21 protein-coding genes and 1 pseudogene are annotated in these 18,169 nt (G+C 71.1%); 12 read left to right on the top strand and 10 right to left on the bottom strand.

Going from position 1 to position 18,169, the window contains the following annotated elements:
- Positions 1–31: 31 nt before the first annotated feature.
- From AB0F98_RS29740 to AB0F98_RS29765, 6 genes are all read left to right on the top strand, one after another.
- Positions 32–1,480: a PLP-dependent aminotransferase family protein gene (locus tag AB0F98_RS29740; protein ID WP_357742202.1), complete on the top strand. Its 1,449-nt coding sequence runs from the start codon at positions 32–34 to the stop codon at positions 1,478–1,480.
- A 108-nt stretch (positions 1,481–1,588) separates the two neighbouring features.
- Positions 1,589–2,014: a TOBE domain-containing protein gene (locus AB0F98_RS29745; RefSeq protein WP_357742205.1), complete on the top strand. Its 426-nt coding sequence runs from the start codon at positions 1,589–1,591 to the stop codon at positions 2,012–2,014.
- Positions 2,011–2,811, top strand: coding sequence for a molybdate ABC transporter substrate-binding protein (gene modA / locus AB0F98_RS29750; RefSeq protein WP_357742208.1), 801 nt, complete (start codon positions 2,011–2,013; stop codon positions 2,809–2,811). The genes AB0F98_RS29745 and modA overlap by 4 nt, the downstream gene beginning before the upstream one ends.
- 3 nt (positions 2,812–2,814) lie before the next feature.
- Entirely contained in the window at positions 2,815–3,660 is an 846-nt protein-coding gene (locus AB0F98_RS29755; RefSeq protein ID WP_357742211.1) for an ABC transporter permease, read from the top strand.
- Positions 3,657–4,766, top strand: coding sequence for an ABC transporter ATP-binding protein (locus AB0F98_RS29760; protein ID WP_357742213.1), 1,110 nt, complete (start codon positions 3,657–3,659; stop codon positions 4,764–4,766). Before AB0F98_RS29755 ends, AB0F98_RS29760 begins: the two co-directional genes overlap by 4 nt.
- A 95-nt stretch (positions 4,767–4,861) precedes the next feature.
- A complete protein-coding gene (locus AB0F98_RS29765) occupies positions 4,862–5,302 on the top strand; it encodes an OsmC family protein (RefSeq protein WP_357742216.1) in 441 nt (146 codons plus the stop codon).
- A 97-nt stretch (positions 5,303–5,399) separates the two neighbouring features.
- Here the strand turns inward: AB0F98_RS29765 and AB0F98_RS29770 are convergent, their stop codons facing one another.
- Together AB0F98_RS29770 and AB0F98_RS29775 are read right to left on the bottom strand one after the other, a co-directional pair.
- Complete coding sequence (locus AB0F98_RS29770; RefSeq protein WP_357742218.1) at positions 5,400–6,305, bottom strand: hypothetical protein; 906 nt, start codon at positions 6,303–6,305, stop codon at positions 5,400–5,402.
- A gap of 78 nt (positions 6,306–6,383) precedes the next feature.
- Positions 6,384–7,037, bottom strand: coding sequence for a GNAT family protein (locus AB0F98_RS29775; protein ID WP_357742221.1), 654 nt, complete (start codon positions 7,035–7,037; stop codon positions 6,384–6,386).
- Positions 7,038–7,106: 69 nt separating this feature from the next.
- On the opposite strand from AB0F98_RS29775, the gene AB0F98_RS29780 reads away from it, so the two are divergent.
- Positions 7,107–7,457, top strand: a complete 351-nt coding sequence (locus AB0F98_RS29780) for an antibiotic biosynthesis monooxygenase (RefSeq protein WP_357742224.1) — start codon at positions 7,107–7,109, stop codon at positions 7,455–7,457.
- A 30-nt stretch (positions 7,458–7,487) separates the two neighbouring features.
- Here the strand turns inward: AB0F98_RS29780 and AB0F98_RS29785 are convergent, their stop codons facing one another.
- A complete protein-coding gene (locus AB0F98_RS29785) occupies positions 7,488–8,027 on the bottom strand; it encodes a DUF4240 domain-containing protein (RefSeq protein WP_357742227.1) in 540 nt (179 codons plus the stop codon).
- An 86-nt stretch (positions 8,028–8,113) separates the two neighbouring features.
- Here AB0F98_RS29785 and AB0F98_RS29790 point away from each other — a divergent pair.
- Positions 8,114–8,251 (top strand): annotated as a pseudogene (locus tag AB0F98_RS29790) (ADP-ribosylation/crystallin J1); the annotation flags it as partial.
- Here AB0F98_RS29790 and AB0F98_RS29795 read toward each other — a convergent pair.
- The 3 genes from AB0F98_RS29795 to AB0F98_RS29805 form a co-directional block, all read right to left on the bottom strand.
- The gene (locus AB0F98_RS29795) at positions 8,213–8,626 is read right to left on the bottom strand and encodes a contact-dependent growth inhibition system immunity protein (RefSeq protein ID WP_357742230.1); all 414 of its coding nucleotides are present in this window, start codon (positions 8,624–8,626) and stop codon (positions 8,213–8,215) included. The pseudogene AB0F98_RS29790 and the gene AB0F98_RS29795 overlap by 39 nt on opposite strands.
- Positions 8,627–8,807: 181 nt before the next feature.
- Complete coding sequence (locus AB0F98_RS29800; RefSeq protein ID WP_357742233.1) at positions 8,808–9,362, bottom strand: DUF1062 domain-containing protein; 555 nt, start codon at positions 9,360–9,362, stop codon at positions 8,808–8,810.
- A 204-nt stretch (positions 9,363–9,566) separates the two neighbouring features.
- On the bottom strand, positions 9,567–10,535 hold the full coding sequence (locus AB0F98_RS29805) for a LysR family transcriptional regulator (RefSeq protein WP_357742236.1): 969 nt from the start codon (positions 10,533–10,535) through the stop codon (positions 9,567–9,569).
- A 123-nt stretch (positions 10,536–10,658) separates the two neighbouring features.
- Between AB0F98_RS29805 and AB0F98_RS29810 the strand changes: the two genes are divergently transcribed.
- A complete protein-coding gene (locus tag AB0F98_RS29810) occupies positions 10,659–11,906 on the top strand; it encodes an MFS transporter (protein ID WP_357742239.1) in 1,248 nt (415 codons plus the stop codon).
- An 18-nt stretch (positions 11,907–11,924) separates the two neighbouring features.
- Here the strand turns inward: AB0F98_RS29810 and AB0F98_RS29815 are convergent, their stop codons facing one another.
- Entirely contained in the window at positions 11,925–12,275 is a 351-nt protein-coding gene (locus AB0F98_RS29815; protein ID WP_357742242.1) for a hypothetical protein, read from the bottom strand.
- 97 nt (positions 12,276–12,372) lie between these two features.
- On the opposite strand from AB0F98_RS29815, the gene AB0F98_RS29820 reads away from it, so the two are divergent.
- Positions 12,373–12,741, top strand: coding sequence for a cyclic-phosphate processing receiver domain-containing protein (locus tag AB0F98_RS29820; protein ID WP_357742245.1), 369 nt, complete (start codon positions 12,373–12,375; stop codon positions 12,739–12,741).
- Positions 12,742–12,926: 185 nt separating this feature from the next.
- On the opposite strand, the gene AB0F98_RS29825 is transcribed toward AB0F98_RS29820, so the two are convergent.
- The 3 genes from AB0F98_RS29825 to AB0F98_RS29835 are packed head-to-tail and all read right to left on the bottom strand — an operon-like array spanning position 12,927 to position 16,116.
- Entirely contained in the window at positions 12,927–14,666 is a 1,740-nt protein-coding gene (locus AB0F98_RS29825; RefSeq protein WP_357742247.1) for a multicopper oxidase family protein, read from the bottom strand.
- Complete coding sequence (locus AB0F98_RS29830) at positions 14,663–15,115, bottom strand: DUF6220 domain-containing protein (RefSeq protein WP_357742249.1); 453 nt, start codon at positions 15,113–15,115, stop codon at positions 14,663–14,665. Before AB0F98_RS29830 ends, AB0F98_RS29825 begins: the two co-directional genes overlap by 4 nt.
- A gap of 11 nt (positions 15,116–15,126) precedes the next feature.
- Positions 15,127–16,116 carry a carboxymuconolactone decarboxylase family protein gene (locus AB0F98_RS29835; RefSeq protein ID WP_357742252.1) on the bottom strand — a complete coding sequence of 330 codons (990 nt, stop codon included), beginning with the start codon at positions 16,114–16,116 and terminating at the stop codon, positions 15,127–15,129.
- Positions 16,117–16,259: 143 nt separating this feature from the next.
- Between AB0F98_RS29835 and AB0F98_RS29840 the strand changes: the two genes are divergently transcribed.
- On the top strand, positions 16,260–17,390 hold the full coding sequence (locus AB0F98_RS29840; protein ID WP_357742255.1) for a sensor histidine kinase: 1,131 nt from the start codon (positions 16,260–16,262) through the stop codon (positions 17,388–17,390).
- Positions 17,391–17,466: 76 nt separating this feature from the next.
- The gene (locus AB0F98_RS29845; RefSeq protein WP_357742258.1) at positions 17,467–18,129 is read left to right on the top strand and encodes a response regulator transcription factor; all 663 of its coding nucleotides are present in this window, start codon (positions 17,467–17,469) and stop codon (positions 18,127–18,129) included.
- Positions 18,130–18,169 lie beyond the last annotated feature (40 nt).

Here is an 18,169-nt window from a genome sequence, read left to right on the forward strand (position 1 = left end):
GCCAATTGGCCCTGGAGTATGGTCCACTTCCATGACAGATTCTCGGGCCAATTCGGCGGCCAGCCCGCCCTCCGGGTTCGGTGCCGACCTGCATCTGGAACTCAGCGGACCCGGCCTGCGCGCGGGGCTCAGCGACGCCCTGCGGGAGGCCGTGCGTACCGGGCGGCTGGCGCCCGGCACCCGGCTGCCGTCGTCCCGTTCGCTCGCCGCCGATCTCGGCATCGCTCGTAACACCGTGGCCGAGTCCTACGCCGAACTGGTCGCCGAGGGCTGGCTCACCGCCCAGCGAGGCTCCGGGACCCGGGTGGCCAGGCGGGTCGAGCCAGGCAGCGCCCCGCCCGCCAAGCGCCGTACGAGGCCGATCCCGCGCCGTCCGACGCACGGGCTGCTCCCGGGTCCGCCTGACCTCGCGGAGTTTCCCCGCACGCAGTGGCTCGCCGCGGCGCGCCGCGCGCTGACCGCGGCGCCGCACGGCGCCTTCGGCTACGGCGACGCCTTGGGTCGGTTGGAGTTGCGCACCGCTCTCGCGGACTATCTGGCGCGGACCCGCGGGGTGTTCGCCGAGCCGGAGCGGGTCGTGATCTGCGCCGGCTTCTACCACGGGTTGACGCTGATGGCGCAGGTGCTCGGGGCGCGGCAGGTGCAGGCGGTGGCGGTCGAGTCCTACGGCTTCGACCTCTACCGCGACCTGCTGGCCGGCGCCGGCCTGCGCACCCCGCCCCTCTACCTCGACGAACGTGGCGCGCGCACCGACGACTTGGCGCGCTTGCACGATGTCGGGGCGGTGCTCCTGACACCGGCGCATCAGTACCCGACGGGAGTCGCGCTGCACCCTGACCGGCGTGCGGCGGCCGTCGACTGGGCGCGTGCCACCGGCGGGCTGATCCTGGAGGACGACTACGACGGGGAGTTCAGATACGACCGTCAGCCGGTGGGCGCGCTGCAAGGGCTGGACCCGGAGCGGGTGGTGTACTTCGGCACGGTGAGCAAGTCGCTGGCACCGGGGCTGCGGCTCGCCTGGATGGTGCTGCCCGAGGAGTTGGTCCTGGAGATCGCGGCGGCCAAGGGGTACGTCGACTGGTCGAGCGCGCTGGAGCAGTTGACGCTCGCCGAGTTCATCGCCTCGGGCGCGTACGACCGCCATGTGCGCTCGATGCGGCTGCGCTACCGGCGCCGCCGCGACCAACTCGTCGCGGCCCTCGCGCAGAATGCTCCCGGCATCCGAGTGACCGGCATGGCCGCCGGGCTGCAGGCGGTCCTCGAACTCCCGCCCGGGACCGAAGGCCTGGCCGTTCAGGCGGCGGCCCGGCAGGGCCTGGCAGTCAGTGGGATGGCGCAATTCCGCCACGAGGAGGCGGACCCCGACCGGCAGCCGCCGGAGCGGGACGCGTTGGTGATCAACTTTGCGGCTCCCTCGGACAGTGCGTGGTCGGGCGTGCTGGACGCGCTGTGCGGGGTCATGCGTCAAGCCGCGCCGTAGGAACCGACACCCCCATGCAGATGCGACCCAGACAGAGGATAGCGCGCTGCGGATACGGCCCGATCGGCTCCTTCTGGGCCGCAAGCTCCATGGGCTAAGGTGGCCGTCGTGACGGTGTTTCGCATGGGTGAGGCAGCCGAGTTGCTCGGTGTCAGCGTGGACACGGTGCGGCGCTGGGTCGATGCCGGACGGCTCACCGCCGCGCGGGACGATCAGGGCCATCGGGTGATCGACGGGGTCGATCTCGCCGCGTTCGTTCGGGCTCAGGCCGGTGATCCGGAGAGTCGCGCGGAGGAGTCGTCGGCGCGTAACCGGTTGCGCGGCATCGTCACCGCCGTGGTCAAGGACGCGGTGATGGCGCAGGTGGACATTCAGGCCGGCCCGTTCCGGGTGGTGTCGTTGATGAGCCGGGAGGCCGTCGACGAGCTGGACCTCAAGGTCGGATCGGTGGCGGTCGCCGTCATCAAGTCGACCACCGTCGTCGTGGAGAAGCCCACGGCGAACGCGGGCAGCAGAGGGAGGACCGGCTCGTGACGACACGACGTCTCCGCACCGCCGTGGCGGCCGTCATCGCCCTGGCGGTGTTGGGCCTGGCCGGCTGCGGTGGTGATGGGAAGTCCGCCGGCCGGGAGCCGGGTAGCGCGAGTTCCGACGTGACCGGCAGCGTCACCGTGTTCGCCGCCGCGTCGCTGACCGAATCGTTCACGCAGCTCGGCAAGGACTTCGAGGCGGCCAACCCGGGGACGAAGGTCACCTTCAGCTTCGCTGGTAGTTCCGCCCTCGCGACGCAGATCAACCAGGGTGCCCCGGCCGACGTGTTCGCCTCCGCAGCTCCGGCGAACATGAAGGCCGTCATCGACGCGGGCTACGGCGACGGCACCCCGACGACCTTCGTGCGGAACCAGCTCGTCATCGCCGTACCCAAGGGGAACCCCGACCGGGTCGGCGGCCTGGCCGACCTGACCAAGCCGGAGGTCAAGGTCGCGCTCTGCGCCGAGCAGGTCCCGTGCGGCGCGGCGGCGAGGAAGGCGCTCGACGCGGCCGGTGTGAAACTCACGCCGGTCACCCTCGAACAGGACGTCAGGGCCGCGCTGTCCAAGGTGAAGTTGGGTGAGGTCGACGCCGCGTTGGTCTACCGCACGGACGCGAGGACGGCCGCCGCGGACGTCGACGGTGTCGAGTTCCCCGAGTCGGCCGGCGCGGTCAACGACTACCCGATCGTCGTGCTGAAGGACTCGGCCAACAAGCCTGCGGCGCAGGCGTTCGTCGAGCACGTGCTGTCCGACCCGGGCCGTGCCGTGCTCACCGCAGCCGGATTCCAGGCCCCGTAACCGATGTCCCGGCTCGACACCACCGTGGCGCGCCCCGATCGGACGGCACCACGGCCACGGTCCCGGCACACGACCCGCATACCGCTGGCGCTGCTCCTGCCCGCCTCGCTCGGACTGCTCTTCCTGGTCCTGCCACTCGCCGGTCTGCTCGCCCGCACCCCGTGGACCTCGCTACCGCAACGGCTCACCGAACCGGGCGTCCTCACCGCCCTGCGGCTGTCCCTCCAGACCGCCACCCTCGCGACGCTGCTCTGCCTGGTCCTCGGCGTGCCCCTGGCCTGGCTTCTCGCCCGGATCGAGTTCCCCGGCCGGCGGATCGTGCGCGCACTGGTCACCGTGCCCCTCGTCCTGCCACCGGTGGTCGGCGGCGTAGCCCTGCTGCTCGTCTTCGGCCGGCGCGGGCTGCTCGGGTCCTGGCTCGACTCGGTATTCGGCGTCACCCTGCCCTTCACCACCACCGGCGTGGTGCTCGCCGAGGCCTTCGTCGCCATGCCTTTCCTCATCATCGCGGTCGAAGGGGCGTTACGTGGCGCCGACAGCCGCTACGAAGAAGCCGCCGCCACCCTGGGCGCGAACCGGTGGACCACCTTCACGCACGTCACCCTCCCACTCGTCGCGCCCGGCGTCGCCGCGGGAGCCGTCCTGTGCTGGGCACGCGCACTGGGGGAGTTCGGCGCCACCATCACCTTCGCCGGCAACTTCCCCGGGCGTACGCAGACGATGCCGATAGCCGTCTACCTCGCCCTGGAAACCGACCTGGAGGCCGCCATCGTGCTCAGCCTCATCCTGCTCACCGTCTCCGTGGCGATCCTGGCCAGCCTCCGCGACCGTTGGATCAGCGCACCATGACCACGAACGTCACGGTCCAGCCGGCGGAACGGCAGGTCACCGGGCCGCTGCTCGACGCCCGTCTCGTCGTGGAGCGCGGGACCTTCCGGCTCGACCTGCCACTGACGATCAACCCGGGTGAGGTCGTCGCTCTGCTCGGCCCCAACGGAGCCGGAAAGAGCACCGCACTGCGGGCCCTCGCCGGGCTGCTAGCCCTGTCGGCCGGACACCTCACCCTTGCCGGGCGCGAACTCGACAATCCGAGCCGCCGGACGTGGACTCCCACCGAGCAACGCCGGATCGGGGTGGTCTTCCAGGACTACCTTCTCTTCCCCCACCTCAGCGCGCTGGACAACATCGCGTTCGGCCCCCGCCGGCGCGGCCTGAACCGGCAACAGGCACGGCGCCAGGCGGCCGACTGGCTGGAACGGATGGGACTCGCCGAACACGCCCGCCGCAAACCCCGACAACTCTCCGGCGGGCAGGCCCAACGGATCGCCCTCGCCCGGGCCCTCGCAGTCGACCCGGCGCTGCTGCTGCTCGACGAACCGCTCGCCGCTCTCGACGCCCGCACCCGGCTCGACACCCGCGCCCAGCTCCAACAGCACCTCGCCGCACATCGCGGCGCCACCCTGCTGGTCACGCACGACCCGCTCGACGCCCTCGTCCTCGCCGACCGGCTCGTCATCATCGAACACGGCCAGGTGGTCCAGGAGGGCGACGCCGCCACGATCACCGCCCAGCCGCGTACCGACTACGTCGCCCGCCTCGTCGGCCTCAACCTGTACCGCGGTCGCGCCAGCGGACACACCGTCCTGCTCGGCGACGCGTTCCGGCTGACGGCAGCCGAACAGCACGACGGCGACGTCTTCGTGGCCTTCCCGCCGTCAGCGGTCGCCCTGCACCCGAACCACCCTGACGGCAGCCCCCGCAACAGTTGGCCCGCCACCATCACCGGCATCCAGCCGAACGGCGACAACCTCCGGGTGCAACTGGCCGGCCCGATCGATCTCGCCGCCGACATCACCCCGCTCGCCGCCGCACAACTCCACCTCGTGCCCGGTCAGCGCGTCTGGGCAGCGGTGAAGGCGACCGAGACCCGCGCCTACCCCGCGGCACCGCAGTAGCCACGTGATCCCGGGCCGCCGGTCCACGGGCCGCCGTCGGGCCGGCCGGCCAGGCCGGTGGCCGGGCGGTCCGGGGCCTGGGTAGCGTGCCTGTCATGAGTGAGGACACCTTCCGCTCGGTGGAGATCGAGCGCACCAGCATGGGGAAGTACGTCGTACGGAACGTCCGCGGCGGGACCTTGTCGATGGGCTCGGGCGAGGAAGGCAGCTTCACGCCGGTGGAGCTGCTCCTGGCGGCCATCGGCGGCTGCACCTCGATCGACGTGGACCACATCACCAGCCGCCGCGCCGAGCCGACCCAGTTCTCCGTCAAGGTCACCGGCGACAAGGTCCGGGACGAGACCGGAAACCGGATGCAGAACCTCACGGTCGAGTTCAACGTCACGTTCCCCGAGGGCGCGGACGGCGACAAGGCGCGCGAGGCGCTGCCCCGGTCGCTGCAGCAGTCGCACGACCGGCTCTGCACCGTCTCCCGTACCGTCGAACTCGGCACTCCCGTCTCGATCGTCGAGGCGGCCGGCAGCAGCAGCGACTGAGGTCTCCGGTCGCAGCCTGGGTGCACGGGCCCGATCCGCGACCTCGGTGAGGGGGCGGCGCCAGGGGCCGTGAAGCGTGAAGCCGTCTCCGTCCTCGTCAGCCCAGACCGAGCCGGTGCAACGCGAGCGCCACGAACCCACGTACCGATCGGTCCCAGCCGGCCACGTCGGCGTCGAAGTCCGAGCCGCGGGCGTCGGTGAGGACGTCGAGGGCCCGGTCGGGTAGCCGATCGCCGAGCCGGTACGCCAGCCCCACCGCCGCCGTGACCCGGACGACCGGGACGGCCCCGGACAGCAGTTCGCGGAGGCAGGTGTCGATCCGCTGCGAATTGACCGGGCAGTGGCCGAGGGTCAGGTTGGCGCTGGCCCGGGCCACCGCCCGGAGCTCCTCGTCCGGGACGGCGACGAGTCCGGTAAGCGCGGCCTCGTCGGGTGCGAACCAGGCGAGAAGCTCGGCGGCGTACGCGGCCAGCAGCGGGTCCGGGTCGGTCAGCCAGCGGACGTACCGGTCGGTGTGCCGGCCACCGGCATGGAAGGCGTCGGCCTCCCACCGGACCACCACGGCGTCGGCCAGTTCCGCGATTTCCTCGTGGTCGAACAGGTCCTCGGCCTCCAGGTGCCGTTCCACCAGCGCCGCCTGCTCGTCGGTGACCCCTTCGGCGGCGGCGAAGGCCCGCCGCGGTTCGAACGGCAGCTCGTCGTCGCGCCGGTCGCCGAGCACCACCGAACGGAGAAGGTCGACCACCGCCGCCCGGTCCGGGGTGGCCGGGTCGTCGGCGAGCGCCGCCAGGAACGGCACGGCGTGACAGCTCGCTCCCCACCGGGTGCCCTGGTGGCAGATGTTGCCGAACAGCTCGGACAACGCAGCGCGCCGGACCGGCGCCTCCGCGGATCGCAACGCCCGCAACTGGTCCGGTACGTCGACGGCCGGCCCGTACGCGTGGTGCAGCGACTCCCACGGGACCTCATCGAGCCCGGCCAGCGGGTCGGTCAACTGATCCATGCGCAGGTTCTACCAGGTGTTTGCGCTGCCATCGCGGCGGGCACCGTAGGGCGGGGTCGGTGACGACCGCTCCACGCGTCAGGCGGTGGGCGCCACCCCGAACAGCTCCCGGCAGGGGTCGAGACCCTCGATGGTCACGGCGGGCCGGTCGCCCGCCGCCCAGTCCGGCCGGCCGAGCCGCAGCCGCTGCGAGACCCGTACCTCGCCGTGCAGCACGTCCCGGCTGATCCCGTCCGGCTGGTAGCCCAGCCTCTTCGAGATCGCCAACGGGGCGGGGTTGTCGGCGAAGGACTCGGTGACGGCGTACTCGGCGTCGAGTCCCGCGAAGGCAAGGTGCAGCATCGCCGCCCGCATCTCCCGCCCGATGCCCCGCCCGTGATGTTCCAGGCCGAGCCAGGACGCGCTCTTCACCTCGCGGAGCACGGCGAAGTCACGGGCGGACATCTGCTGCACACCCACCGGCCGGTCGTGCTCGAACACCGCCAGTTGCAGGCTCCACTTCTGCGGCGTCCACTCCCCGCGCGTCTGCCACTGCCACTGCACCACCCTGCGCGCCAACTCCCGTGGCGGCAGGTCCGTCCACGGGGTCAGAAAAGGCCGCTCATCCGGCCGGTGGACGCCGCGTACGGCCAGCTCGGCCAGGTCGGCCAGCTCGTCGTCGGTCGGGAGCCGCAACTCCAGGCGGTCGGTCCGTACGCGCAACCCCAGCAGGGGCCAGTGGTCGATCAGCACAGCGCATTGTTACGCCCGCCGTCCCGACGCCGCACCCCGGTTACCGGCCGACGTGCCATTCTGGCGCCCATGTCGAGCCATCCCTTCGCGGAGACGCCGGAACCGCCGTACGTGGCGGTCATCTTCACGTCGATCCGCACCCCCGGCGACAACGGGTACGCCGTGATGTCCGCCTCGCTGGACGCCCTGGCCCGGGAGCAGCCCGGTTTCCTCGGCATCGAGTCGGCCCGCGAGGGCCTCGGGATCACCGTGTCGTACTGGGCGGACCAGGCGGCGGCGCGGGGCTGGAAGCAGGTCGCCGCGCACCTGGTCGCCCAGCGGCGCGGTCGCGACGTCTGGTACGCGGACTACCGGGTCCGGGTAGCCACTGTGGAGCGGGAGTACGGCCCCGACTCCTCCTCGCTCGACGCCGAACACTGACAGGGGCGGTCGAGCAGGCGGCATCGGTGCTCAGTCGGGCCAGCCGGCCTTGTTGCTCACCGACTCGCGGGATATCCCGGAGCCGGTCTCCGGCCAACTGCCGAACCGCTCCTCGTGCAGGTGGCTGAAGAAGTAGCACATCGGCTCGCATTCGGCGTCCAGCACAGCCACGGCCGGATCGGCCTTGACCGCCTCATAGAACTGCTCGCCGAGCGCCACGATGAACCCCCGGGCGTAGAGGAAGCCGTCGTCCGAGCCGTCGGTCACCTCGTGGATGTCGGCCCGATCGATGTCGTACAACTTCCGCTCGACCACCCGGTCGAGGTCGGTCAGCTCCGGGCTCGACAGGTCGGCGGAGAGAGCGTGAAGGTTGGCGAGGAACCGGTCGAGCCAGTCGTCGATGGCGTACAGCTCGTCGCCCTCGGCGTCCGGGTCGCGGTCGAGCAGCGCCCGGCGCAGCACGGCCGGCTCTGGGCCGAGCAACTTCCATGCCGACTCGATCAGGGCCCAGAGTCGCGCCTCGTCAGCGGCGGTCGGCATCGCGCCGACAGGGTCAACGGTCGTGGTCACGGCGGCACTGTAGCCGCCGGGACCGACAGGAATCCCTGCAACGCGTGCCGCGTGGGTCGACGAGGCGCTGGCGGCGGCGTAGGCCCGAGCTGTGGGTGCCGGCCGAGGAACTCGATGAGTTCAACCAGCACATCGTCGGGCTGATCGAGGTCGTCCACGAGTTCCGGTCCAGTGGGGATTCGCGCTCATCGGCCGAGGAACCGCACGATGGCGTCACGAAGTAGCCGGTCCGGGTCGCGTGGACGAAGGCCGGGGTCGGAGAACGGGGGACCGGCGACCAGTTCAGCCAGAACAATCGCCAGCTGTTTCCGTTCCGGGCCCAGGCTCGACCACGCCGGGTCGGGTAGCCGCAGCACGTTGGAGAGCAGATCGCCCGGAAAGTAGTCGCCCTCCGCCAACGGATCGCGGAGCAGGACTCGTACCGCGTGGGGGAGCAAAGCCGACACGCCGATCTCTTGCCCGAGCATGATGCGCAGGTCTTCGACCGTGAACTCGGCTATCGGCTTACGTCGCAGTTCGTTGCAACGCCTGACGAGGAAGGTCGCATCCGGACCGGGGTTGGGCCAGACGTCCCGCTCAAGCTGCTCGATCGTCGTCACGGCGATCAGGGTAGTCAGCACCGGAATCCGGACTCGCCGGTCGAGGTACGTCGCGGGCGTCCGGGGACGGCTCGCGACGTACGCGACGAGCAACCTATCGTTCGGGCCCGATGGTTCGCGTACCGCTCGGCGCTCGGCCGGGGCCTGTCCGGCCGGATCATGCCGGACAGGTCCCAGGTCCCTAGCTGTAGCGCTTGAGCGTGAAGGTGAAGTCGCCGGAGAGCTTGCCGCCCAACCGGACTGCCGAGACGAGTTTCCCCGCCCTGATCAGTCTTTCGACCTCAGTCCGCGAAAGGTCGCAACCTTCAGCGATCAGTCGCACCGGCCGGACCGGGATCCGTGCCGCGAAGCGGACCGAGACGTCAACCACCTCGCGGTCCAGGTGATCCGATCCGGCGGTGTCGAGGCGCCAGGCGTTGTCCCAGTCGAGGGCGATGCGGTTACGGTGCTGCACGACCGGATCCTGGAGCAGCTCAGCTGTCAGGCCAGGGTCGTTGTCATGCAGCTGGTCCAGCAGCTCAGGTCGTACGGAGCGCACGTTCGTCCGCTCCAGGATCGTGAGCTTCGCGGTTTCCCCGCAGCCGGCGCAGAGAACGAGGAGCCAGGCGTCGAGGAGTTTGTGGTTGGCGTTGACGCGAAATTTGCCGCTTGCCCGGAAGTGCTCGGACGCGCACGCATGACAGCGGCGACGAACGAGCGGCAGGCAGGTGGGTACGACCATCCAGTTGTTGAGCACAGAAGCACACCGGTTTCAGTGAGAAGTCCGCAGCAAGAAGGAGCGCGGCGCACCTGGGCGACGCGCGACAAATCAGCGCTCGGGAGGTCTCACAGGGTGTACAACGGCACGTCCTTGCCTAGACGACTCGATCCGGCAGCACGCTAGCGACGCACGGAGGCGCTGCGCCACCGACTTTTCGAGCGCCGGTTTCGATCTCGACTGTCAGCGTCGGGTGCGGTCGGGGTTTCCGCCGCTGTGGCGTGGGGTCGTCGCCCAGGACGGGCGCCAGGTCGGCTCGGGAGCGGGTGCCAGGCTTCCGAAGTGGTCGATGATCGCTCGGAGCCGCGGGTGTGGGTCCGCTCGGCGGAGGATGAGCGAGAGCGGGTACGCGAGCGTCGGGTTCACGATCGGGATGCGGCGCAGGTCGTGGTTGGCCGGCCAGATGTACCGGTCGCGTGAGCCCACGAGGGTTGCCACGTCCGGGGAGTCCGCGAGGATGTCGAGGAGCACCTCGTTGCCGAAGTTCGGGCCTGCGGCGTCGATGCGGAGGTCGAAGTCGGTGGCGAGCTGATCGTAGAACTCCGCCCATTCGCTTCGCGGCGCGATACCCGGCACCCAGATCCGGTGTCGGCGCAGTTGGGACGGTGTCAGTGTTCGTGCGGACGCGAGCGGGTGCCTCGGGCCGACCAGGAGCTCCAGCGGGGAATCGAACGCGTGGATCATCTGCACGTCGCGCGGCAGGATGGCCGGGTCGGTGACCGAGCGGAAGGAGGCGTCGATGTCACCCGCCTGGACGGCGGCGACGGCCACGCGGGGGTCGTTGACCCTGAGGGCCACCACGTCGAGGTCGATTTCGGGATGCGATCGCCAGTAGTCGTGCAGGACGACTGCCTGTGCGGAGCGCAGGCCGAGCACGTCGATGCGAAGGGCCCGTGAGCCCGGCCTGATCGCGCTGATGGCTCGATCGGCGCCGGTGACGATGTTCCGGGCGTGCGGCAGGAAGGCTTGGCCGTCGAGGGTCAGCTCGACCCCTCGGGCGGTGCGGGTGAACAACCGGACGTCGAGTTCGCGTTCGAGGGTGGCGATCCGCTTCGACACGGCCTGTTGCGTCACGCCGAGTTCGTCGGCCGCTCGTTGCAGCTGTCCGAGCTCGGCCGCACGGACGAACGATCGCACCGCCTCGGTATCCATTGATCCAGCATACGTATTCACAACCGATGGTTGTGGCTCGCCCGGGAGCCGGTTGTTTGCTCCCGGGACGGCTCGACCGGTGTGATGCAGCGACCCGAAGAACGGTTGTCGCGAGGGGGTCGCATGCGCGTGCGGTTGGGACGCGATTTCGGTCGGCTGTGGTCGGCCTACGCCGTCAGTACCTACGGCACGTGGCTCGCCTTCGGCGCGTTTCCGCTGATCGCGGTCGACGTGCTGCACGCGCCGGCATTCGCCGTGTCGCTCCTGGAGGCGGCCGGGCTCGCCGTCGCGGCGGTCGTCGCGTACTCCCTCGGGCCGTGGGTCGAGCACCGGGCGAAACGTCCGGTGATGATCGCGATGGACCTGATCCGGTTCGTCGCGATGGCGAGTGTCCCGATCGCGTACGTCCTCGGCTTGCTCTCGTACGGCCAACTGCTGGTTGTGTCGGTCATCTCCGGAACCGCGAGCATCGCCTTCACCGCCGCCTCCGGCGCGTACCTGAGGTACCTCGTCCGTAGCGATCACCTCCTCGTCGCGAACGGGAGATTCGAGGGCACGAGCTGGGTGGCGACCGCGGTGGGCCCGCCCCTCGGTGGTGCGCTCGTCGGGTTGCTCGGCCCGGTCGTCACCGTCATGGCCGACGCCCTCAGCTACCTGCTGTCCGCACTCGGGGTCCTCCGCATTCGCGGCGGCGACGTCGCGGCGCCGCGCGACCGTGCCACCAGGTTGCGCCGAGGCGACCTTCTCGGTGGCTGGCGGTTCATCCTCCGCGAGCACGCCCTGAGGCGCCTGTTCCTCAACTCGATCCTGGTCGGCGGCCTGATCATGGCGACCGCTCCGCTTCTGGCCGTCCTCCTGCTGGGCCAGTACCACTTTCCGGCCTGGCAGTACGGTCTCGCCTTTGGTGTCCCGGCACTCGCCGGCTTCGTGGGCGCCCGGCTCTCCGCGCGCCTCGTGACCCGCTACGGCCGGTACCGGGTCATGATCGTCTCGGGCTGGCTGCGGTCGCTCTTTCCACTCGGTCTCGCGTTCGCCCATCCGGGCGTCTCCGGGCTACTCACCGTGATCGTCGTCGAAGGTCTGCTGATCACCTGCATGGGCATCTTCAACCCGATCTACGCGACGGAACGCCTGCAACGAACTCCCGCGCATCACACCGCACAGGTCCTCAGCACGTGGAGTGCCGTCAGCAAACTCCTGCAGGCCGCCCTGATGGTGAGCTGGGGCATTCTCGCCTCACTCACCAGCCCGCTGGCCGCGATCACCACCTCCGGCGTTCTCCTGCTCGCCACCCCGCTCCTGCTGCCCAGACGGAGGCAGCTGTCCGCCCCCGAGCCCGCCCCGTCGGCCGAAGTCGTCCGGGTCGCGTGACGCACCGCAGCGTCTCGCTCAGCCCGGCAGGGCGTCCTCGTCGAACGGCTCGTCACTCCACCGCCACCACGCCTCGTTGCCGTCGATGTGAAGGAGGAATTCGGCGACATCGCCACCGTCTGGGCGTCGAAGCGTCACGGCGTTCCGGACTGCCTCGTACGCACGCTCCCAGGACTCGACGTCCTCATCGATGCGATCAAGTAGCCGCAGTTCTTCCGCGAAGAGCGGCCTGACCTCGGCGAGTCCTTCCCCCGGGTCGACACGAGCGTTCAGCCACGGGAAACCGCCGTCGGTCACGACGAGATCAGCGAGCACCCGGTCGTCGTCGCGCCGGTGCAACGTCCAGTTGCCGCCGTGATGATCAACCACGGGGGAGACATTAGCTACTGCGGGGATTTCCGGGGGTGATCCGCGCCGGACCTCGATAATTGTGGCGGCGTTGAGGGGCAGGGCGAAGGATGGGGGCGTGGTCACCGAGAAGCTGCCGCGAATCATCCTGGTTGACGACGTGCGTTCGTTCGCCGATGGACGCAAGGCGCAGGTGGCGCGCACGAGCTCGGCCGGCGTCGAGGCCCTGGAGAGCAGCCGCGGCCAGCGGCTGGACGAGCTGTGGTTGGATCACGACCTCGGCGGGGACGACACGATCTGGCCGGTTGTCGAGGTGCTGGAGCGGGCCGCGTTCGAGGAGCAACCGTTCGATATCGGTGTGGTGTTCGTCCACTCGGCGAATCCTGCCGGGGCTGCGAGGGTCATGCAGGCGTTGCGCCGTTGGGGGTACCACGTACGTTCCGTAGCGGGGTCGCCGCAGGTCGGCTATCGGGCCGGCGCCGGTTAGCGACCGGCCGTCCATCGACCCAGCGCGCGGGGGCCCCGTGCGTCCCGGTGGGCCAGGACGATCGGCCTCGGCCGCTGCCGGACAGGGCCTCGAGACCCCGCCCGGCAGCGGTATTCAGTTCACCGACGTCGGCCTGCTACCGGACCAGGTCCGCGCACCGCACACATCGAGTCCATAGCAGATCGTCATTCGTACATCAGGTGCGTCATCATGCCGGCGTCGGCGTGCGGCAGGTTGTGGCAGTGGTTGGCCCACACGCCCGGGTTGTCGGCGCGGAACGCCACCTCCCAGACCTCACCCGGGCGTACGTCGAACGAGTCGAGCCACAGCGGGCTTCCGCTCGCCGGTTTGCCGTCGCGGGAGAGCACCAGGACGTGGTGGCCGTGCAGATGCCACGGGTGCACCACCAGTGACCGGTTGACGATGGTGAACTTGACGACGTCGTCGAGGCGTACGACCTGGGGTGGGATGTCGGGATCGGCCGCGCCGTTGACGGTGTGCGCGTACCGCGGGAGCAGTCCGCGCAGGTCGAGGCCGCGGTCGAGGACGAGGTTGAACCTCTTGTCGAACCGGGAGAACGGCACCGGAGAGCTTGCGCCGTAGGTGAGCGGGTCCAGCGCGGGCCACTCGCCTGTCGCCGTCGACACCGGTCCGGTCGAGTAGACCGTTCGTCCGTCGACGAACAGCGCCACCGGGTTTGCGGGCGCGGTGAACACCAGGTCGTAGCGTCCGCCGGCGGGGATCAGCACGGCGGTGTCCACGAGCGACGTCGGGCCGCGCAGGTCGAACCGGTCGATCGCGGCGACCCGGAAGGGTGCGCCGGCGAGGGCGTACCGGTGTGTCGTGCTGTCGGTGTTGATCAGTCGCAGCCGCACGGGCACCCCGGCCTCGATCGGCTCCGTCGTCGGCGCGGGCAGCGGGAGACCCGCCAGGGTGTGCACCGGCACCGTCATGTCGACGCCGGTCGCCGGTGCCGGGCGTACCACCAGGACACCGTAGAGCCCCATCCGCACGCCGACGTCGGATACCGAATGCGTGTGGTACCAGTACGTCCCGACCTGGTCGGCGCGGAAGCGGTAGACGAACTCCTGGCCGGGCAGCACCGCCGCCTGGGTGATGCCGGGCACCCCGTCCTGGCTGTTCGGCACGTCGTACCCGTGCCAGTGCAGCGTGACGCCCCGCTCGATGTCCCGGTTGCGCAGCGTCACCTCCAGGACGTCGCCGACGGTGGCGGTCAGCTCCGGCCCGGGAACCTGCCCGTTGAACGTCCACGCCGCGACGTCACGGCCGCTCACGTTCACCGTGGCGGTCCCGGCCGTCAGGGTGAACCGCCGGGTCGGTTCGCCCACGGTCCGGGTGTCCCGATAATCATGATCGTGGGGTACGCCGGAGGCCGGGTTCGGGGCGACGGCCAGCCCGGTCCCGGTCACCAGGGCCGCGACCCCCACCGCGAGGACCGTGCGGGACACCGTGCCGGACGGACGGGGACCCAGAACGCGCCACGTGACCGCGGTCGCCGCGGCGACTCCGGCGACGGCGAGCAGTCCCGCGCCCGCCGACGCCGGGTAGCCGTGCAGGACCGTCACGAGCAGAGCGCTGCTCACGGCGTACCCGGCGAAGAGGAGGGGAACCGCGACGGACCGGATGTCGCTCGGGGCCCGCAGCAGCCGCGGTCCGGCGACCGCCACCGCCGCGAGCGACAGCGGGCCGGCGATGAGGATCTTCTCTGCCGCGAACCACCAGCCGGCGCGGGCGAGCGCGACGATGGTGATCGTACGGGCGAGGGTGGCGACCAGTGCGAAGGCGGCGAGTCCCAGCGCGAGTGGACGGCGCCGGGCGGCGGCCGTGGCCCCGCCGCCCAGCCACCCGGCGGCCGCGAGGACCGCGATGACCAGGTCGGCCGCGATCAGCGAGCCGCTGGTCATGCCGGCTCCTCTTCCCGGACGGGCACGCTGGTGGGGACGGTCGGGGCCGGGCCGGCCAGCTCGCGCGCTCCCCGGAGGACGCCGACCACCACGTGTACCGCGACGATTCCGTTGACCGCGTGCAGCCCGGCGATGATCAGGCCGACCGGGGTGCTGGCACCCGAGGCGTCGGTGAAGGCGTTCGCGAACATGGCGAGGAGTGCCTGCAGGACGACGAGGCCGAGCGGCAGGACCGCCAGTCCGATGAGTCGGCCCGGCGCTTTCGCCAGCACGGCGAGCAGGATGGTGAGCAGGGTGAGGACGGGGATGACCGCCATTCCGTTGAGGCTGTGCAGGCTGTACGCGCTGTCACCCGCGGGTTTCGTGAACGCGCCCACGGCGGCGAAGACGAACTGCAGGGCGAACGCGACGAGCAGTAGCAGGCTGACGACGACCAGGGCCTTGCGCATTTGTGGACCTCCTAGAGCTGAGCCGGGGACAGGGTCTGGGCGACGTGGTCGGTGGCCGTGATCGCGCCGTAGGCGACCAGCCGCACGAGGTCGGCGTCGTCCGGATGGGACAGTCGCCAGAGGGCGACGTCGCCCTCGCGGATCGCGCTGGGTGCGAACGCGGCCAGCAGCGCGATGCGCGTTCCCACGCGGTCCGTGCCGGGCAGGTCCCGGATCAGGTCGGCGGCCCACTCCGCGGGCCGGGCCGGGTGCCGTCCGTCCTCCCAGCGCACGGTGGCCGTGACGGTCCGGCGCGCCACCTCGCCCAGCAGGTCTCCGCCTCGGGTGGCGGCGTTCCGCAGCGACGCGTACGCGATGCCGACCGGGCCTTCCCCGGCCCAGGCCGGTGGCGCCGTCGTATTGGTGTCGAGCAGCGGGAGGCTGCGGCCGGGCTCCTTCGGCTCCCGGGCCGTCCTGGCGTAGAGCCGGCCGCCGACCGACCGCACCATCGGGGAGCGTTGCAGTCCGCCGGGCAGCAGGTCCGGGTCGAGCAGCGCCGAGACGATCCGGTTGATGAAATGGAAGGCGAGCGCCGTGCCGGTGACCTCCGGGCGGTACGGGCTGGCCCAGTCGGCGGCTTCGGGGGTACGGCTGGCCTCGGCCCACGCGGCGAGCGCGGCCTGCCTCGGGTCGGGTGGCGTTCCGCCCCGGGCGACGACCTCGGCGAGCTCGTGCTCGCCGAGCGCGTGCAGCAGCATCACGTGGGCGTCGACGCAGAACCGGCAGCGGTTGGCCCGCGACACCACCGACGCGACGAGCTCGCGGTCGACCCGCGACGTGTCCCCGGCGAGCAGCGCCTCGCGCATCAGCGCCCACGCCGCGGCCAGCACCTGCGGCACGGCGGACAGCGCCTGGAAGGTGGGCGCCGGCCCGAGGAACTCGTCGCGCAGCTGCCGGTAGACCTCCGCGGTGAGACCGGTCGCCGCCTTCGCCGGTACGGGAGTGAAGAAGCGGTATGTCATGGGCTCGATGCTCGCCTCGGCCGGTCGGGAAAACGTCGTGCCGCCGCAGGCACTTGCCCGACCGCCGATACCGCGTCCGCGGTACGCGACAGGTACCACGAACGTGGGATGTTTCCTGATGGCGGTCGTTCTACAGTGCGCTCATGCGTCGCGACCTGCCGTACGCCCTCAGCGGCCTCGCCCTCGGTGTGCTCCTGCTCGGCGACTCCGTGCTCGCGCCGGACGCCGCCCCGGTGCACGCGGTCGACGTCGTCCTGATCCTGGCCATGGCCGCGGCCCTGGCGGTGTGCCGGCGGTACCCGGTGGTGGCGTCGCTCGTGGTGACCGCCGCCATGCTGGCCCTGCACGTTCGGGTGCACCCCGGGGTCTCCGCCGCGTTTCCCGTCCTCGGCGCGGTCTACGTCGCCGCCTGGCAGGGACACCGACTGACCTCCGCCCTGGCCAGCGTCGTCTTTCTCGGCGGCTTCCTGGCCCGCGACATCTCGGTCGCGCCCGCTGATCGGCCCGCCCAGCTGATCGTCGAGCGGACCTCGCTGCTGCTGGGCTGGTTCGTGGCGGCCAACGTCGCCGGGCTGGTGGCGCGGCATCGCCGGGCGTACCTGGAACAGGTCGAGCAGCGGGCGATCGAGGCCGAACGGACCCGTGAGGAGATGGCGTTGCGCCGCGCCGGGGAGGAGCGGCTGCGCATCGCCCGGGATCTGCACGACTCGCTGACCCACAACATCTCGGTGATCAAGGTGCAGGCCGGGATCGCGGTGCACCTGGCCCGCAAGCACGGCGAGGAACCGCCGGCCGCGCTGCTGGCGATCCAGGAGGCCAGTGGTGCCGCCATGCGGGAACTGCGCGGGACGTTGGACGTCCTGCGCGCACCCTCCGACGGCAACGGCGTCGGGTTGGGCCGGCTGGGCGAGCTCGCCGAGCGGACCCGGGCGGCCGGTGTACCGGTGCAGCTGACCGTCACCGGTCAGCCCCGGGACCTGCCCGCCGAGGTCGACCAGGCCGGCTACCGGATCGTCCAGGAGGCCCTCACCAACGTGGCCCGCCACGCCGGCGCCGCCACCGCTCAGATCCACATCGAGTACGCCCCGGCGCAGCTGACCGTCTCGGTGACCGACGACGGCCAGGCCACACCGGCCCGGCCGGTGTCACCCGGGGTGGGCCTGCGTGGCATGCGGGAACGGGTCATCGACCTGGGCGGCACGCTGCACACCGCCGCCCGCGACGACGGCGGATTCGCGGTGCGGGCCACCATTCCGCTGCAGGCTCCGGCATGACCGGGCGTTCGCGTGAGGTCCGGTCGGATCGGCCCGCCATGGATCGTGGCGGCTCCGTCCGGGCAGAGGAGCCGTCATGATCCGGGTCCTGCTCGCCGACGACCAGGCGTTGATGCGGGCCGGATTCCGAGCGTTGCTCGACGCCGAGGACGACCTTGAGGTGGTCGGTGAGGCCACCGACGGCGCGTCGGCCGTCCAGTTGTCGCGACGCCTGCGGCCGGACGTCGTGCTGATGGACGTGCAGATGCCGGGGCTCGACGGCATCGAAGCCACCCGGCGTATCGCCGTCGATCCCGAACTCGCCGCGGTCCGCGTGCTCATCCTCACCAACTACGGGCTCGACTCCTACGTGTTCGCCGCGCTCCGCGCGGGGGCCAGCGGGTTCCTCCTGAAGGACGCCGACCCCGCCGACCTGCTGCAGGCCGTCGCCGTGGTGGCGCGCGGCGACGCGCTGCTCGCCCCGGCGGTGACCCGTACGCTCGTCAGCGAATTTGTCGCCGGCCCGCCGCCGGCCGACCCGGCGGCCGGACGAGACGTGCTGACCGCCCGCGAGCAGGAGATCGTCGAGCTGGTCGCGCGGGGGCTGAGCAACGACGAGATCGCCGAGCGCATGGTGATCAGCCCGTTGACCGCCAAGACACACGTCAACCGGGCGATGACGAAACTGCACTGCCGCGACCGTGCTCAGCTGGTCGTGTGGGCGTACGAGTCGGGGCTGATCACACCGCGCCGGCGGTGACGACAAATCGTCCTGTAGGGACGATCGGCGGACTGCTGGT

The organism is Micromonospora sp. NPDC023737, from assembly GCF_040639715.1.
Taxonomy (GTDB): domain Bacteria; phylum Actinomycetota; class Actinomycetes; order Mycobacteriales; family Micromonosporaceae; genus Micromonospora.

Excerpts from the sequence above, each read along its gene's own strand:
- AB0F98_RS29740 (WP_357742202.1), top strand. The coding sequence starts at position 32 with ATGACAGATTCTCGGGCCAATTCGGCGGCCAGCCCGCCCTCCGGGTTC.
- AB0F98_RS29755 (WP_357742211.1), top strand. The coding sequence starts at position 2,815 with ATGTCCCGGCTCGACACCACCGTGGCGCGCCCCGATCGGACGGCACCA.
- AB0F98_RS29760 (WP_357742213.1), top strand. The coding sequence starts at position 3,657 with ATGACCACGAACGTCACGGTCCAGCCGGCGGAACGGCAGGTCACCGGG.
- AB0F98_RS29765 (WP_357742216.1), top strand. The coding sequence starts at position 4,862 with ATGAGTGAGGACACCTTCCGCTCGGTGGAGATCGAGCGCACCAGCATG.
- AB0F98_RS29770 (WP_357742218.1), bottom strand. The coding sequence starts at position 6,305 with ATGGATCAGTTGACCGACCCGCTGGCCGGGCTCGATGAGGTCCCGTGG.
- AB0F98_RS29780 (WP_357742224.1), top strand. The coding sequence starts at position 7,107 with ATGTCGAGCCATCCCTTCGCGGAGACGCCGGAACCGCCGTACGTGGCG.
- AB0F98_RS29805 (WP_357742236.1), bottom strand. The coding sequence starts at position 10,535 with ATGGATACCGAGGCGGTGCGATCGTTCGTCCGTGCGGCCGAGCTCGGA.
- AB0F98_RS29810 (WP_357742239.1), top strand. The coding sequence starts at position 10,659 with ATGCGCGTGCGGTTGGGACGCGATTTCGGTCGGCTGTGGTCGGCCTAC.
- AB0F98_RS29825 (WP_357742247.1), bottom strand. The coding sequence starts at position 14,666 with ATGACCAGCGGCTCGCTGATCGCGGCCGACCTGGTCATCGCGGTCCTC.
- AB0F98_RS29830 (WP_357742249.1), bottom strand. The coding sequence starts at position 15,115 with ATGCGCAAGGCCCTGGTCGTCGTCAGCCTGCTACTGCTCGTCGCGTTC.
- AB0F98_RS29835 (WP_357742252.1), bottom strand. The coding sequence starts at position 16,116 with ATGACATACCGCTTCTTCACTCCCGTACCGGCGAAGGCGGCGACCGGT.
- AB0F98_RS29840 (WP_357742255.1), top strand. The coding sequence starts at position 16,260 with ATGCGTCGCGACCTGCCGTACGCCCTCAGCGGCCTCGCCCTCGGTGTG.
- AB0F98_RS29845 (WP_357742258.1), top strand. The coding sequence starts at position 17,467 with ATGATCCGGGTCCTGCTCGCCGACGACCAGGCGTTGATGCGGGCCGGA.